This is a genomic window from Pseudomonas sp. MB-090624, assembly GCF_003205245.1.
Taxonomy (GTDB): domain Bacteria; phylum Pseudomonadota; class Gammaproteobacteria; order Pseudomonadales; family Pseudomonadaceae; genus Aquipseudomonas; species Aquipseudomonas juntendi.
The window spans coordinates 1-14,603 of sequence record NZ_QJRK01000048.1; the positions used below are offsets into that span (position 1 = coordinate 1).

Sequence of the window (14,603 nt, forward strand, 5' to 3'; positions counted from 1 at the left end):
CGAAGAAAATATGGGATCGACTCGGGCTGGTCTCGATACTGGATACGATCAACCGGCTTAGCCGCATAACTTGAACCGCCGTGTACGGAACCGTACGCACGGTGGTGTGAGAGGACGGCGGGTGTGACCCGCCTCCTACTCGATTGGCGCCAGCTGCTGCAGCCCACGCGAACCACCGCTGGCCCCGTCAAGCAGTCTGCTACCGCAGCTGGCCCAACCAAGCTGTAGCCATCACAGACAAAACCCTGCAATCCGAGTAAAGTGCCGCCCCCGCCGTTTTCTGCAAGAGGATCCCTACCATGACACACCCATTGGACATCGCCGTCGTCGGCGCCACCGGCAGCGTCGGTGAAGCCTTGGTACAGATCCTCGCAGAACTGGATTTCCCCGTGGCAACCCTGCACCTGCTGGCCAGCATGGAGTCGGCCGGCAGCAGCGTGATGTTCGCCGGCAAGAAACTGAAGGTTCGCGAAGTCGACAGCTTCGACTTCGGCCAGGTCAAGCTGGCGTTCTTCGCCACTGGCGCTGCGGTCAGCCGCAGCTTTGCCGGCAAGGCGCTGCAAGCCGGTTGCACGGTGATCGACCTCTCCGGTGGCCTGGACGACGCCCTGGCGCTGGTGCCCGAAGCCAACGCCGAGCGCATCGCCAGCCTGGCGCTGCCCGCGCGAATTGTCAGCCCGTGCTCGGCCGCTGTCGCCTTGGCCGTCGCCCTGGCGCCGCTCAAGGGCCTGCTGGAAATCGAGCGTATCCAGGTGATGGCCGCACTGGCCGTTTCGGCACAAGGCCGCGAGGGCGTCAGCGAACTGGCCAGGCAAACTGCCGAACTGCTCAATGCCCGGCCGCTGGAGCCACGCTTCTTCGACCGCCAGGTAGCGTTCAACCTGTTGGCCCAGGTCGGTGCCGCCGACGATCAGGGCCATACTGCGCTGGAGCGCCGCCTGGTCACTGAGCTGCGTGTGCTGCTGGGCCTGCCTGAGCTGAAGATTTCCGTGAGCTGCATTCAAGTACCGGTGTTTTTCGGCGATAGCTTCAGTGTGGCCGTGCAAAGCCGTCACCCGGTCGATCTGGCGGCGGTCAACCAGGCCCTGGAGGCTGCCGACAGTATCGAACGGGTGGAAAATGATGACTATCCAACCCCGGTTGGTGACGCAGTCGGGCAAGACGTGGTCTATGTTGGTCGTGTACGGCACGGTATTGATGAACAGCAGCAGCTCAACCTCTGGCTGACCACCGACAACGTGCGCAAAGGTGCCGCGCTCAACGCTGTGCAAGTGGCGCAATTGTTGATTAAACACAGGCTGTAAAAGATACTGGCGAGCACTTTTGTCCTGCTCCGCATGCAGGTTTCGGGACGATTCATACAAGGGAAGAGGTCATGCTTCGAATTCGCAAACTGGTTCTGGCCATGGCTGCAGCTTCAGCGCTGTCGTCTGGCATGGCGAATGCGCTGGGCCTGGGGGAGCTGACCCTGAAGTCGGCACAGAATCAGCCGCTGGACGCCGAGATCGAATTGCTCGATGTGCGCGACCTCAAGGCCGCCGAAGTGGCACCCAGCCTGGCGCCTGCGCAAGAGTTCAGCAAGGCCGGGGTGCCATTCGCGGCCTACCTCGAAGACCTCACCTTCACGCCGGTCATCAACCCCAACGGCAAAAGCGTGCTGCGGGTGACCTCCAGCCAGCCGCTGCCTGGGCCCGTGGTCAAGTTCCTGGTCCAGGTGATGTGGCCGCAGGGCCGCCTGCTGCGTGACTACAGCGTGTTGCTCGACCAGGCCCAGGCCCAGGGCGACAAACCGGCTGCTGGCAATCTCAACCCGGCCAGTACCGCTGCCAGCAGCTACACCACCCAGCGTCGCGACACGTTGTGGCAAATTGCCGCTCGCAACACCCAGGGCGGTTCGATCCAGCAGACCATGATCGCCATCCAGGCCCTGAACCCGGATGCCTTCATCGGCAATAACATCAACCAGCTGAAGGTTGGCCAGGTGCTGCGCCTGCCCGACCAGCAGCAGGTTCAGAGCATCGCCCAGGCCGAGGCCAACCGTGAGGTGGCCGAGCAGTACGCGGCCTGGCGTGAGGGCCGTCGGTTGGGCCCGCGGGCCCGTCAGCTGGACGCCACTCGCCGTGGTGCCGCCGACGCCGCCCCGGCGCGTGTTGCCCAAGGCGACAACCTGCGCCTGGTCAGCCCGGGCAACCAGGCGGGGGCCGACCAGGCCAAAGCGCTAAGCGACAAGCTGGCGGTGGCGCAGGAAAGTCTCGATACCAGCCGCCGCGATAACGATGAACTCAAGAGCCGCATGAGTGACCTGCAGAGCCAGCTGGACAAGCTGCAGCGTCTGATCGACCTGAAAAACGACCAGTTGGCGCGTCTTCAGGCGCAGGGTGCCGCCACGCCGTCCCCGGCAGGCGTCGCCCCGGCGCCCGCGCCGCAAGCCGCGTCAGCGCCTGCGGCAGGTGCCGAGGCGAGCGGCGAGCCAGCCCCCACCCAGGCTGCACCTGCCAGCAAGCCGGCGGCAGAGCCTGCCCCGGCGCCGGCCAGCCAGGCGAACGGCGCGCTCGAGCAGATTCTCGGTAACCCTTGGCTGCTGTGGCTGATCGCCGGGTCTGCCATTCTTGTCCTGGCACTGCTGTTGTGGCTGCTGGCGCGCAAGCGCAAGGCTCAACAAGAGGCGGAAAAGCACCTGCGCATGGCGCGGGCGCTGGAAGAAGAGCAGGGCACCGGTTTCGACACCGACACCGAAAGCTTCGACGGCGTCGAAGTAGCCGAGCCGAGCGTCACCTTGTCGCCTGCAGTGGTCGCCGCATCGGCCGCCGCTGCCGTGGCTGCGGAAAAAGTGGCCGAACCGGCTGCCGCAGAGCCACCGGCAGACCCTCACGCCGCGCTGCTGGCGGAGGTCGACCAGTGCCTGGCCGAGGGGCGCCTGAACCGTGCCGCCGATCTGCTGGAGCCTGCCGTGGCCGCTGCCCCGGCCCGTGATGACCTGCGCCTGAAGCTGATGGACGTGTATGCCCGCCAGGGCGATCAGACGGCCTTCGCCGAACAGGAGCGCCAGTTGCAAGCCGGCGAGCACAATGGCGCCGCTGTGGCCGAGTTGAAAGAACGCTACCCAGCCATGCTGGGCCTGGCAGCTGCCGGCCTGGGCGCGGCAGCTTTGGCTGCCGAAATGGACGAGCAGTACGTGCAGGAGTTGTTGCACGACGACGCCGCGGCGCCGGTCGTTGCCGATGGGGTGCCTGAGCAGGTGCCAGAGCTCGAACCGCAGGCAGTGGCTGAGCCGGAGGTTGGCGCTGAACCTGATGCCGGGCTGGACCCTCTCGATGAAGTGCCTATCCTGGACGTCGCCGGCCTGGAGGATCAGGGGCTGGGCGAGCCGGACCTGGACCATGCCTTTGACCTTGGCCTTGGGGAAGACCTGCCCGAGGACGATCCGCTGGCCGCGGCGATGCTCGACGAGCCCGCGGCGCAGGCGCCAGTGCCTGATGAGCTGGTGATCGCCGAGCCGGTGCTGGACGAGCCGGTGCAGCCAGGTGCGCCGCCAGAAGAACAGCCGTTCGCCCTGGATGAGGACCTGCAAGCCGACGCCGATGCGGATTTCGAAGCCATGCTGGCCCAGGCCGAGCCGCAACCTGCGGTCGACCTGTCGGATTTCGACCTCGATGTCACCGAACCCGTCACCCCCGCTGCTGCGCCAGCAGCCGACACCGCCGCGGGCGATGTGGCTGCCGAGCTGGCGGCCTTCGACAGCGTGCCAGAGTTCGATCCGGTCTCCGAGTTCGATCTGCCCTCGGACTTCGACTTGTCACTGTCGCTGGAAGACGACTCGCCGGCAGACAAAAGCTTTGCCTCGGAACTCGATGACGTGAACGCCGAGCTGGACAAGCTGTCGCAGAGCCTGGAGGCGCCCTCGCTGGAACCACACTTCACCAGCGAAGATGCAGCCGCGCAGCCAGAGCCCGAGCCGCTGGACGATCTCGACTTCGACTTCTTCTCCGGCAGTGATGAAGTGGCCACCAAGCTGGACCTGGCTCGCGCCTATATCGACATGGGCGACAGCCAGGGCGCACGCGATATCCTCGACGAAGTGGTCAAGGACGGCGACGACACTCAGCGCCAGGAAGCCAAGGACATGCTGTCCCGGTTGGTCTGACGCCAGCGAGGCGGCCATCGGTTACAGTGGACAAGCAACGGCAGCCCTACGCGGCTGCCGTTGTCGTTATAATCCCCGCCATTTCGTACACCCCACAGGTTTCATGCTCTTGGACATCATCGACACCGCCGCCACCGAATCTGCGGCCGAAGGCTACTCCCGCATCGCCCTGGGCGTGGAATACAAGGGCGCACGCTACCGCGGCTGGCAGCGCCAGGCCAGCGGCGTGCCCAGTGTCCAGCAGGCCTTGGAGCAAGCGCTGTCCAAGGTCGCCAACGAGCCGATCGCCGTGGTTTGCGCCGGCCGCACCGATGCCGGTGTTCATGGCTGTGGGCAGGTTGTGCATTTCGACACCCGTGCCGTGCGCGACGAACGTGCCTGGACCATGGGCACCAACTTCAACCTGCCGCACGACATCAGTGTGGTCTGGTCGCAGCCGATGCCGGCTGATTTCCATGCCCGCTTCAAGGCATGCGCCCGGCGCTACCGCTATGTCATCTACAACGACCCGATCCGCCCGGCGCACCTGGCCGAGGAGGTGACCTGGAACCACCGCCCGCTCGACGTCGAGCGTATGGCCCAGGCCGCACAGTCGCTGCTCGGCACCCACGATTTCAGCGCCTTCCGCGCCAGCCAGTGCCAGGCCAAGTCGCCGATCAAGCATATCTACCACCTGCGGGTTACCCGCCATGGCCAGATGATCGTGCTGGACGTGCGCGCCACCGCCTTCCTGCACCACATGGTGCGCAACATTGCCGGCGTGTTGATGGCCATCGGTAGCGGCGAACGCCCGGTGAGCTGGGCGCGTGAGGTGCTGGAAGGGCGTGACCGCCGCGAAGGCGGGGTAACCGCCCATCCCTATGGGCTGTACCTGGTGCAGGTGGAGTACCCCGACACGTTCACCCTGCCCAGGCGTTACATTGGCCCACACTTTTTAAGCGGTTATGAAGGGTTGGCGGACTGACGGGCGAAAAGCCATTTGCTAACATCCGGCCTTTGACCGTTATCATCAGGGTTCGCGTTTCATGAGCTATGTTCGCAGCAAGATCTGCGGGATTACCCGCATCGAAGACGCGTTGGCTGCTGTCGAGGCCGGGGCCGATGCCATCGGTTTCGTCTTTTATGCCAAAAGCCCACGCGCAGTGGACGTGCGCCAGGCGCGGGCAATCATTGCTGAACTGCCGCCGTTCGTGACCACGGTAGGGCTGTTCGTCAATGCCTCGCGGTGCGAATTGAACGAGATCCTCGAAGTGGTTCCACTGGACCTGCTACAGTTCCACGGCGATGAAGCCCCGGGGGACTGCGAGGGCTACCACCGCCCCTGGATCAAAGCCCTGCGGGTGCGCCCGGGCGATGACCTCGAGGCAGCCTGCCAGCGCTATGCCGGCGCTCGCGGCATTCTGCTCGATACCTATGTGGCGGGTGTGCCTGGGGGAACCGGCGAGGCGTTCGACTGGTCCCTGGTACCGGCGCGGCTGAGCAAACCGATCATTCTTGCCGGTGGGCTTTCGGCGGCCAACGTCGGCCAGGCCATCGCCCAGGTACGGCCCTATGCGGTGGATGTCAGCGGTGGGGTCGAGCAGGCCAAGGGCATCAAGGACGCCGCGAAGATCAAAGCCTTCATGCAGGCGGTGAGGCAGGCGTGATGGCAGATGTGACGGCTGGCTGCGCGCCATCGTCCATAGCATTCGCAGCCCTGCCGGGCAGCCGCACCCATGGTGGCGGCAACACAACGCATTAGCGGTGGAGTGGCGCGCTGGAAGCCCCGGCGGCCGGTCCATCATCGTTTCGTAACAGATTTTGAGCTCAAGGGCAGGGCAGGCCGACGATAACGGCCCCGCCTGCCAATACTGGAGAAAAAAAGCATGAGCAACTGGTTAGTCGACAAACTGATCCCTTCGATCATGCGTTCCGAGGTGAAAAAGAGCTCGGTGCCTGAAGGCCTGTGGCACAAGTGCCCGTCCTGCGAGGCCGTGCTGTATCGCCCGGAGCTGGAAAAAACCCTCGATGTCTGCCCCAAGTGCAACCATCACATGCGCATCGGCGCACGCGCGCGCATCGACATCTTCCTCGACGCCGAAGGCCGTGCCGAACTGGGCGCCGACCTCGAGCCGGTCGACCGCCTGAAATTCCGCGATAGCAAGAAGTACAAGGATCGCCTGACCGGCGCGCAGAAGCAGACTGGCGAAAAAGACGCGCTGATCTCCATGAGCGGTACCCTGATGGGCATGCCGATCGTGGTCAGTGCCTTCGAGTTCTCGTTCATGGGCGGTTCCATGGGCGCCATCGTCGGTGAGCGCTTCGTCCGCGCTGCCAACTACGCCCTGGAGCACCGTTGCCCAATGGTCTGCTTCTCCGCTTCCGGCGGTGCGCGCATGCAAGAGGCGCTGATCTCGCTGATGCAGATGGCCAAGACCTCGGCGGTGCTGGCGCGCCTGCGCGAAGAAGGCATTCCGTTCATCTCGGTGCTGACCGACCCGGTCTACGGCGGTGTGTCCGCCAGCCTGGCCATGCTCGGCGACGTCATCGTCGGCGAACCGAAGGCGCTGATCGGCTTCGCCGGCCCGCGCGTGATCGAACAGACCGTACGCGAAAAGCTGCCGGAAGGCTTCCAGCGTAGCGAGTTCCTGCTGGAGCACGGCGCCATCGACCTGATCATCTCCCGTGGCGAACTGCGCCCGCGCCTGGCTCGCCTGCTGGCGCAGATGACTGGCCAGGAAACCCCCGAGCAAGCGCGTGAGGCGGCTGCCGTCGCGTGATGAAACAACGATCCCTGGGCGAATGGCTCGCCTACCTCGAGCAGTTGCACCCCTCGGCCATCGACATGGGCCTGGAGCGGTCGCAGCAGGTGCTTGCCCGGCTGGCGCTGGGTAAGCTGGCGCCCCGCGTGGTGACCGTGACCGGCACCAACGGCAAGGGTTCGACCTGCGCCTTCGTGGCCTCGTTGCTGCGCGCCCAGGGGCTCAAGGTCGGCGTGTACAGCTCGCCGCACCTGTTGCGCTACAACGAGCGGGTGCTGATCGATGGCCTGGAGGCCAGCGATGAGCGCCTGTGCGAAGCCTTCGCCGCCGTGGAGGCGGCGCGGGGCGATATTTCCCTGACCTACTTCGAGATGGGCACGCTGGCTGCGTTCTGGTTGTTCCGCCAGTCGCAGCTCGATGCCGTGGTGCTGGAAGTGGGTCTTGGCGGGCGCCTGGACACCGTGAACGTGGTGGACGCCGACCTGGCCGTGGTGACCAGTATCGGCGTTGACCATGTCGATTACCTGGGCGACACCCGCGAGCAGGTGGCCTTTGAAAAGGCCGGTATCTTCCGCCCGGGCAAACCGGCCCTGTGCGGCGATCTCGACCCGCCACAACCGCTGCTGGACAAAGCCGCCGAACTGGCAGCGCCATTGTTCCTGCGCGGCCGTGACTTTGACCTGGCAAGCGCCGAAAACGGCTGGAACTGGCGTGGCACTGCAGCCGATGGCGCGCCCGTTGAGCTGAACGGCCTGCCGCTGCTCGACCTGCCGATGGAAAACGCCGCGCTGGCCCTGCAGGCGTACCTGTTGATGGGCCTGCCGTGGGATGCCGCGCAGGTGCGCCAGGCGTTGCTGGATACCCGGATTACCGGGCGTCTAGACCGTCGCCAGCTGGTCTGGCAGGGCCGGCCGGTGGAGCTGCTGCTGGATGTCGGGCACAACCCGCATGCGGCGCAGTACCTGGCCCGGCGCCTGGCGAGCCGGCCGCTGAAGGGGCGCCGGCTGGCGGTATTCGGCCTGCTCGCCGACAAGGACCTGGCAGGCGTGGTCGCGCCGCTGCACGGGCTGATCGATGACTGGGCCGTGGCCCCGCTGGACACCCCGCGCAGCCGGCCGGCTGCCGAGTTGGCCGACGCCTTGACGAACCTTGGCGCGGCGGTGAAGTCTTATGCCGGAGTCGACGCGGCCCTCGAAGGGCAATGCGCGCAGGCAACGGCAGATGACCAGATCGTGCTGTTCGGTTCGTTTTTCTGTGTCGCCCAGGCCCTGGCGTGGCTGGAGCGGCATGCCCAGGAGGGTTGAGTAGATGGCAGTGCTGGATAAAGGGATGAAACAGCGCATGGTCGGTGCGCTGGTGCTGGTGGCACTGGCGGTGATCTTCCTGCCGATGCTGTTCACCCGCGAGGACGAGATGCGCCAGGTGCGCGTCGAAGCCCCGCAGGCACCTGCCATGCCCAGCCTGCCGGAAGTGAAGGTAGACCCGGTGACTGTGCCGCAGCCGCAGGAAGTTCCTGAAGCACCGCAGTCGGCGCCGGTGGTGGTCGACGAGTCGACTGCCCCTGCCAGCACGCCCAGCCAGCCGATCACGGCCTCGCCGCAGACCCAGGCACAGGCCCAGCCGGCCAAGCCGCAGGCCGCCGCACCGGCGGCCAAGGTCGAAACCAAACCTGCAGCGACGCCGGCCCAGGCTGCGCCATCGAAGATCGACGTCAACGGGCTGCCGGTCAGCTGGTCGATCCAGCTAGCCAGCCTGTCCAACCGCGCCGGTGCCGAGAAGCTGCAGCAAACCTTGCGTAGCCAGGGTTACAACGCCTATATCCGTTCGGCCGGCGGCATGAACCGGGTGTATGTGGGGCCATTGATCGAGCGCGCCGAGGCCGAGCGCGTACGCGATGCGGTCAACCGCCAGAACAGCCTGAAGGGCTTTGTGGTGCGCTTCCAGCCTGAGCGCGGCTGATATCGCCGGGGCGGCTTTGCCGCCCATCGCCGGCAAGCCACACACACAGAGATCGCATCAGGGCTGGCAGGCGTTTGTCTGAAGATATGCAGCGCCTGTGAGATCGAGCGCCGCCCGCGCGGCGCAATCGCGAGCTGCGCTCGCTCCTACGTTTGTTTCGGGCCAGTAACGCCTGTGACAGGCGCGTGCGGCCGCCTTGTTTGTACGGCGCGATATTGAGGCATGCACCAAGGCGTTCGCGCGCAAATCCCACAGGAATAATTGGCCCGAAACAAACGTAGGAGCGAGCGCAGCTCGCGATTGCGCCGCGCGGGCGGCGCTCGCTCTCACAGGGGCTGCCATACCTTGTGGCAAACACTTGTCAGCCCTGATGCAATCCCTGTGGGAGCTGGCTTGCCGGCGATGAAGCAAACACCCATCCATCTGACATAGGGGCTGCACATAGCGTGAGGTTTATGCAGTCCCTGTGTGTGGCTTGCCGGCGATGAAGCAAACACCAATCCACCTGACATTCCGCTTACCCAAGCCCCCACCGCTCTGGTAAAATGCGCCGCCTCAAACGTCTGCAGGCAGCACCGTGGCATTTACCCTGGTTGATTGGGCGATCATCGCGATCATCGCCGTCTCCACACTGATCAGTCTCAAGCGCGGCTTCGTCAAGGAAGCCTTGTCCTTGCTCATCTGGATCATTGCCGGTGCGGTTGCCTGGATGTTCGGCGGTTCGCTCTCGGTGTATCTTGAAAGCTACATCCAGACGCCATCGATGCGCGTCATCGCCGGCTGCGCCATTCTTTTCGTCGCCACCTTGCTGGTGGGGGCCATGGTCAACTTCCTGGTCGGCGAGCTGATCCGCGTGACCGGGCTGTCCGGCACCGATCGCTTCCTGGGCATGGCCTTCGGCGCCGCGCGCGGGGCCTTGCTGGTAGTGGTGGCCATCGGCCTGATCAGCCTGGGGCCGGTTCAACAGGACACCTGGTGGCAGGAATCGCGCCTGATACCACAATTTCTTCTGGTCGCCGACTGGTCGAAAAACCTGATTCTGGGTTTCGCCGGCCAATGGTCGCCCGGTGGTCTGATCAGCGCTCCGGCTGATCTTCCGTTCAAGGAACAGTTGCTCGGGCCAGCTAAGCCCTGAGCGCTATTCACTCAAGTTTCATCAAAGTAGGGGTTGCGTCGCATGTGTGGCATCGTCGGTATCGTCGGTAAGTCGAACGTCAATCAGGCGCTGTATGACGCGCTTACGGTCCTCCAGCACCGCGGCCAGGACGCTGCCGGTATCGTGACCAGCCATGACGGCCGGTTATTCCTGCGCAAGGATAATGGCCTGGTGCGCGACGTGTTCCAGCAGCGCCACATGCAGCGCCTGGTGGGCAACATCGGCATCGGCCATGTGCGCTACCCGACTGCGGGCAGCTCGACCTCGGCCGAGGCCCAGCCGTTCTACGTCAACTCCCCGTATGGCATCACTCTGGCACATAACGGCAACCTGACCAACGTCGAACAGTTGGCCAAGGAGATTTACGAGTCCGACCTGCGCCACGTCAACACCAACTCCGACTCGGAAGTGCTGCTCAACGTGTTCGCCCACGAGCTGGCGGTGCGCGGCAAACTGCAGCCGACCGAAGAAGACGTGTTCGCTGCCGTTTCCCACGTGCACAGCCGCTGTGTGGGTGGCTACGCCGTGGTGGCAATGATCACCGGCTACGGTATCGTCGGCTTCCGTGACCCACACGGCATTCGCCCGGTGGTATTCGGCCAACGTCACACCGACGAAGGCGTGGAATACATGATTGCCTCCGAAAGCGTCGCCCTGGACGTGCTGGGTTTCACCCTGATCCGCGACCTGGCACCCGGCGAAGCGGTGTACATCACCGAAGAAGGCCAGCTGTTCACCAAGCAGTGCGCCGAAGCGCCGAAGCTGCAGCCATGCATCTTCGAGCATGTCTACCTGGCCCGCCCAGACTCGATCATCGACGGTGTGTCGGTGTACAAGGCGCGCCTGCGCATGGGTGAAAAGCTCGCCGACAAGATCATGCGCGAGCGCCCCGATCACGACATCGACGTGGTCATCCCGATTCCCGACACCAGCCGTACCGCCGCCCTGGAGCTGGCCAACCGCCTGGGTGTCAAGTTCCGCGAAGGCTTCGTCAAGAACCGTTACATCGGCCGTACCTTCATCATGCCTGGCCAGGCGGCGCGCAAGAAGTCGGTGCGCCAGAAGCTCAACGCCATCGAACTGGAATTCCGTGGCAAGAACGTGATGCTGGTGGACGATTCGATCGTGCGCGGTACCACGTGCAAGCAGATCATCCAGATGGCCCGCGAAGCCGGCGCCAAGAATGTCTACTTCTGCTCGGCAGCCCCGGCAGTGCGCTTCCCCAACGTCTACGGCATCGACATGCCGAGCGTGCACGAACTGATCGCCCACAACCGCACCACCGAACAGGTGGGTGAGTTGATTGGCGCCGACTGGCTGGTCTATCAGGACCTGCCGGACCTGATCGACTCGGTCGGCGGCGGCAAGATCAAGATCGAGCACTTCGACTGCGCGGTGTTCAACGGTGAGTATGTCACCGGCGATATCGACGAAGCCTACCTCGACCGCATCGAGCAGGCCCGTAACGACCTGGCCAAGGTCAAGAACCAGGCGGTCAGCGCGATCATCGACCTCTACAACAACTGATTCAGGGAGCGACGGCATGACGGATCAATGGGATGCCGGGCGACTGGACAGCGACCTCGAGGGTGTCGGTTTCGACACCCTGGCGGTGCGCGCTGGCCAAAGCCGTACACCGGAAGGCGAGCACAGCGAAGCGCTGTTCCTGACCTCCAGCTATGTGTTCCGCACGGCGGCCGACGCCGCTGCGCGTTTCGCCGGCGAAACGCCAGGCAACGTCTATTCGCGTTACACCAACCCGTCGGTGCGTGTCTTCGAAGAGCGGCTGGCAGCGATGGAAGGCGCCGAGCAGGCCGTGGGCACCTCCACCGGCATGGCGGCGCTGCTTGCGGTGGTCATGTCGTTGTGCAGTGGCGGTGACCATGTGCTGGTGTCGCAGAGCGTATTTGGCTCGACCATCAGCCTGTTCGAGAAGTACTTCAAGCGCTTCGGCCTGCAGGTGGACTACGTGCCGCTGGCCGACCTCGCGGGCTGGGAAAAGGCCATCAAGGCCAATACCAAGCTGCTGATCGTCGAATCGCCGTCCAACCCGCTGGCCGAACTGGTCGATATCACTGCCCTCAGTGAAATCGCCCATGCCCATGGCGCCATGCTGGTCGTCGACAACTGCTTCAGCACCCCGGCACTGCAGCAACCGTTGAAGCTGGGTGCCGATATCGTGTTCCACTCGGCGACCAAGTTCATCGACGGCCAGGGGCGTTGCATGGGCGGCGCAGTGGCCGGCCGAGCCGAGCAGATGAAAGAGGTGGTGGGCTTCCTGCGTACCGCAGGCCCGACCCTCAGCCCGTTCAATGCCTGGATCTTCACCAAGGGCTTGGAAACCTTGCGGTTGCGCATGCGTGCGCATTGCGAAAGTGCCCAGGCCCTGGCTGAGTGGCTGGAGCAACAGGACGGCGTGGAGAAGGTGCATTACGCCGGCTTGCCAAGCCACCCCCAGCACGCCCTGGCCAAGCGCCAGATGAGTGGCTTTGGTGCAGTGGTCAGCTTCGAGGTCAAGGGCGGCAAAGAGGGCGCCTGGCGCTTCATCGACGCCACTCGGGTGATTTCCATCACCACCAACCTGGGCGACAGCAAAACCACCATCGCCCACCCGGCCACCACGTCCCACGGGCGCCTGTCGCCTCAGGAGCGTGAGGCTGCAGGTATTCGCGACAGCCTGATCCGCGTTGCCGTGGGCCTGGAAGACGTGGCAGACCTGCAGGCCGACCTGGCGCGCGGGTTGGCCGCACTGTGATGCAGATTGGCGGCAGCACCCCGGGCCACAACGGCCGGGTAGCCCTGGTGACCGGTGCCGCGCGCGGCATCGGCCTGGGCATTGCCGCCTGGTTGATCTGCGAGGGTTGGCAGGTGGTGCTCAGCGACCTTGACCGGCAGCGGGGCGCCAAGGTGGCCAAGGCTCTGGGTGACAATGCCTGGTTCATCACCATGGACGTTGCCGACGAGGCCCAGGTCAGTGCCGGGGTGTCCGAGGTGCTCGGGCAATTTGGCCGGCTGGATGCGCTGGTGTGCAATGCAGCGATCGCCAACCCGCACAACCAGACCTTGGAAAGCCTGAGCCTGGCGCAGTGGAACCGGGTGCTGGCGGTGAACCTCAATGGCCCGATGCTGCTGGCCAAGCATTGTGCGCCGTACCTGCGTGCGCACAACGGGGCGATCGTCAACCTCACCTCCACCCGGGCGCGGCAGTCCGAGCCTGATACCGAGGCCTACGCGGCGAGCAAGGGCGGCCTGGTGGCCTTGACCCATGCGCTGGCGATAAGTTTGGGCCCGGAGATCCGCGTCAACGCGGTGAGCCCTGGCTGGATCGATGCCCGTGACCCGGCGCAGCGCCGTGCCGAGCCGTTGAGCGAAGCCGACCACGCCCAGCACCCGACGGGCAGGGTAGGGACCGTGGAGGATGTGGCTGCCATGGTTGCCTGGTTGCTGTCATGGCAGGCGGCGTTCGTCACTGGCCAGGAGTTCGTGGTCGATGGCGGCATGACCCGCAAGATGATCTACACCTGAGCTTCAAGCTTCAAGCTTCAAGCTTCAAGCTTCAAGCTGCAAGCTGCAAGAGGGGACCGCAAGGTTCCTTCGTCATTTGTAGGGTTCAGAAATTCATCAAGCGACCCCATGCTTCTTCTTGCCACTTGCCACTTGCCACTTGCCACTTGCCACTTGCCACTTGCCACTTGCCACTTGCCACTTGCCACTTGCCACTTGCCACTTCTTCAAAAAAAATCCAACGGGGCTATTGACTTAGCTTCGCCACCTGCGTAAATTTCGCGGCCTCGGCGAAGCAAACGCAACAAGTAACATCGCGAGGGTGATTAGCTCAGCCGGGAGAGCATCTGCCTTACAAGCAGAGGGTCGGCGGTTCGATCCCGTCATCACCCACCACTTCCTGAGATGTTCCTGCCGCTTCAGGTTTCGCAAGAAGCCCAGAGCCAGAGAGGAACGCACTGCGCAGCGGTAGTTCAGTCGGTTAGAATACCGGCCTGTCACGCCGGGGGTCGCGGGTTCGAGTCCCGTCCGCTGCGCCATTTTTCAGTAACAGATGGGTGCCTGGCACCGGTCTGAAGCCACAAGGCCAACGCCTTGGGCTGATCCCAGTTTCAATCGGGCGCAAGCCTGAACGATACGCAGCGGTAGTTCAGTCGGTTAGAATACCGGCCTGTCACGCCGGGGGTCGCGGGTTCGAGTCCCGTCCGCTGCGCCATCTTCGTTTCAAGGTCCCTAGAACGCCTTGAAACAAACACGAGAGAAGCGATGATCCAGTCGCTTTTTTTGTGCCTGCCTCGCGGCCCTCGTGCCCCAAGGTCAGACCCAGTTTCAATCGGGCGCAAGCCTGAATGATACGCAGCGGTAGTTCAGTCGGTTAGAATACCGGCCTGTCACGCCGGGGGTCGCGGGTTCGAGTCCCGTCCGCTGCGCCATCTTCGCCCCAAGGCCCCATGAACGCCTCGAGGCAACGTCAAAGCGACCTTCGGGTCGCTTTTTTCGTTCTGGTACCTGGCTGTTATTGGCCTGGGCCCACATTTACACCAACCTTACAGGTTCTTCACCGACCAGTGGTTGGTGTGCTTGCCTGCTGTGTTGCACA

At 64.2% G+C, this 14,603-nt stretch carries 11 protein-coding genes, 4 tRNA genes and 1 pseudogene; all 16 read left to right on the forward strand.

Annotation, left to right across the window (positions count from 1 at the left end):
* A pseudogene (locus DMX12_RS30430) lies at nucleotides 1-74 on the forward strand (maturase); the annotation flags it as partial.
* 225 nt (nucleotides 75-299) lie between these two features.
* Entirely contained in the window at nucleotides 300-1,304 is a 1,005-nt protein-coding gene (locus DMX12_RS23055) for an aspartate-semialdehyde dehydrogenase (RefSeq protein WP_110679538.1), read from the forward strand.
* A 71-nt stretch (nucleotides 1,305-1,375) separates the two neighbouring features.
* Nucleotides 1,376-4,144, forward strand: coding sequence for a FimV/HubP family polar landmark protein (locus tag DMX12_RS23060; RefSeq protein WP_054912575.1), 2,769 nt, complete (start codon nucleotides 1,376-1,378; stop codon nucleotides 4,142-4,144).
* Between the two features lie 103 nt (nucleotides 4,145-4,247).
* On the forward strand, nucleotides 4,248-5,108 hold the full coding sequence (truA, locus tag DMX12_RS23065) for a tRNA pseudouridine(38-40) synthase TruA (protein WP_009686022.1): 861 nt from the start codon (nucleotides 4,248-4,250) through the stop codon (nucleotides 5,106-5,108).
* Nucleotides 5,109-5,169: 61 nt separating this feature from the next.
* A complete protein-coding gene (locus DMX12_RS23070; RefSeq protein ID WP_110679539.1) occupies nucleotides 5,170-5,790 on the forward strand; it encodes a phosphoribosylanthranilate isomerase in 621 nt (206 codons plus the stop codon).
* Between the two features lie 219 nt (nucleotides 5,791-6,009).
* The gene (gene accD, locus DMX12_RS23075; protein ID WP_054905870.1) at nucleotides 6,010-6,903 is read left to right on the forward strand and encodes an acetyl-CoA carboxylase, carboxyltransferase subunit beta; all 894 of its coding nucleotides are present in this window, start codon (nucleotides 6,010-6,012) and stop codon (nucleotides 6,901-6,903) included.
* A complete protein-coding gene (gene folC / locus DMX12_RS23080) occupies nucleotides 6,903-8,189 on the forward strand; it encodes a bifunctional tetrahydrofolate synthase/dihydrofolate synthase (RefSeq protein ID WP_110679540.1) in 1,287 nt (428 codons plus the stop codon). Before accD ends, folC begins: the two co-directional genes overlap by 1 nt.
* Nucleotides 8,190-8,193: 4 nt before the next feature.
* Complete coding sequence (locus DMX12_RS23085) at nucleotides 8,194-8,844, forward strand: SPOR domain-containing protein (RefSeq protein ID WP_009686027.1); 651 nt, start codon at nucleotides 8,194-8,196, stop codon at nucleotides 8,842-8,844.
* A gap of 577 nt (nucleotides 8,845-9,421) precedes the next feature.
* On the forward strand, nucleotides 9,422-9,979 hold the full coding sequence (locus DMX12_RS23090; protein WP_029886425.1) for a CvpA family protein: 558 nt from the start codon (nucleotides 9,422-9,424) through the stop codon (nucleotides 9,977-9,979).
* A 42-nt stretch (nucleotides 9,980-10,021) separates the two neighbouring features.
* A complete protein-coding gene (purF, locus tag DMX12_RS23095; protein ID WP_009683775.1) occupies nucleotides 10,022-11,527 on the forward strand; it encodes an amidophosphoribosyltransferase in 1,506 nt (501 codons plus the stop codon).
* Nucleotides 11,528-11,543: 16 nt separating this feature from the next.
* Nucleotides 11,544-12,755, forward strand: coding sequence for an O-succinylhomoserine sulfhydrylase (locus DMX12_RS23100; RefSeq protein WP_054905333.1), 1,212 nt, complete (start codon nucleotides 11,544-11,546; stop codon nucleotides 12,753-12,755).
* On the forward strand, nucleotides 12,755-13,525 hold the full coding sequence (locus DMX12_RS23105) for an SDR family oxidoreductase (protein ID WP_177411282.1): 771 nt from the start codon (nucleotides 12,755-12,757) through the stop codon (nucleotides 13,523-13,525). The genes DMX12_RS23100 and DMX12_RS23105 overlap by 1 nt, the downstream gene beginning before the upstream one ends.
* A 299-nt stretch (nucleotides 13,526-13,824) precedes the next feature.
* Nucleotides 13,825-13,900, forward strand: a tRNA-Val gene (locus DMX12_RS23110).
* A 66-nt stretch (nucleotides 13,901-13,966) separates the two neighbouring features.
* A tRNA-Asp gene (locus DMX12_RS23115) sits at nucleotides 13,967-14,043 on the forward strand.
* A 99-nt stretch (nucleotides 14,044-14,142) separates the two neighbouring features.
* A tRNA-Asp gene (locus DMX12_RS23120) sits at nucleotides 14,143-14,219 on the forward strand.
* 140 nt (nucleotides 14,220-14,359) lie between these two features.
* Nucleotides 14,360-14,436 (forward strand) — tRNA-Asp (locus DMX12_RS23125).
* The last annotated feature ends 167 nt before the right edge of the window (nucleotides 14,437-14,603 follow it).

Bases quoted from the DNA above. Each gene is read 5' to 3' on its own strand.
- DMX12_RS23085 (WP_009686027.1), top strand. From the start codon at position 8,194: ATGGCAGTGCTGGATAAAGGGATGAAACAGCGCATGGTCGGTGCGCTG.
- DMX12_RS23105 (WP_177411282.1), top strand. From the start codon at position 12,755: ATGCAGATTGGCGGCAGCACCCCGGGCCACAACGGCCGGGTAGCCCTG.
- folC (WP_110679540.1), top strand. From the start codon at position 6,903: ATGAAACAACGATCCCTGGGCGAATGGCTCGCCTACCTCGAGCAGTTG.
- DMX12_RS23100 (WP_054905333.1), top strand. From the start codon at position 11,544: ATGACGGATCAATGGGATGCCGGGCGACTGGACAGCGACCTCGAGGGT.
- DMX12_RS23070 (WP_110679539.1), top strand. From the start codon at position 5,170: ATGAGCTATGTTCGCAGCAAGATCTGCGGGATTACCCGCATCGAAGAC.
- purF (WP_009683775.1), top strand. From the start codon at position 10,022: ATGTGTGGCATCGTCGGTATCGTCGGTAAGTCGAACGTCAATCAGGCG.
- DMX12_RS23055 (WP_110679538.1), top strand. From the start codon at position 300: ATGACACACCCATTGGACATCGCCGTCGTCGGCGCCACCGGCAGCGTC.
- truA (WP_009686022.1), top strand. From the start codon at position 4,248: ATGCTCTTGGACATCATCGACACCGCCGCCACCGAATCTGCGGCCGAA.
- accD (WP_054905870.1), top strand. From the start codon at position 6,010: ATGAGCAACTGGTTAGTCGACAAACTGATCCCTTCGATCATGCGTTCC.
- DMX12_RS23060 (WP_054912575.1), top strand. From the start codon at position 1,376: ATGCTTCGAATTCGCAAACTGGTTCTGGCCATGGCTGCAGCTTCAGCG.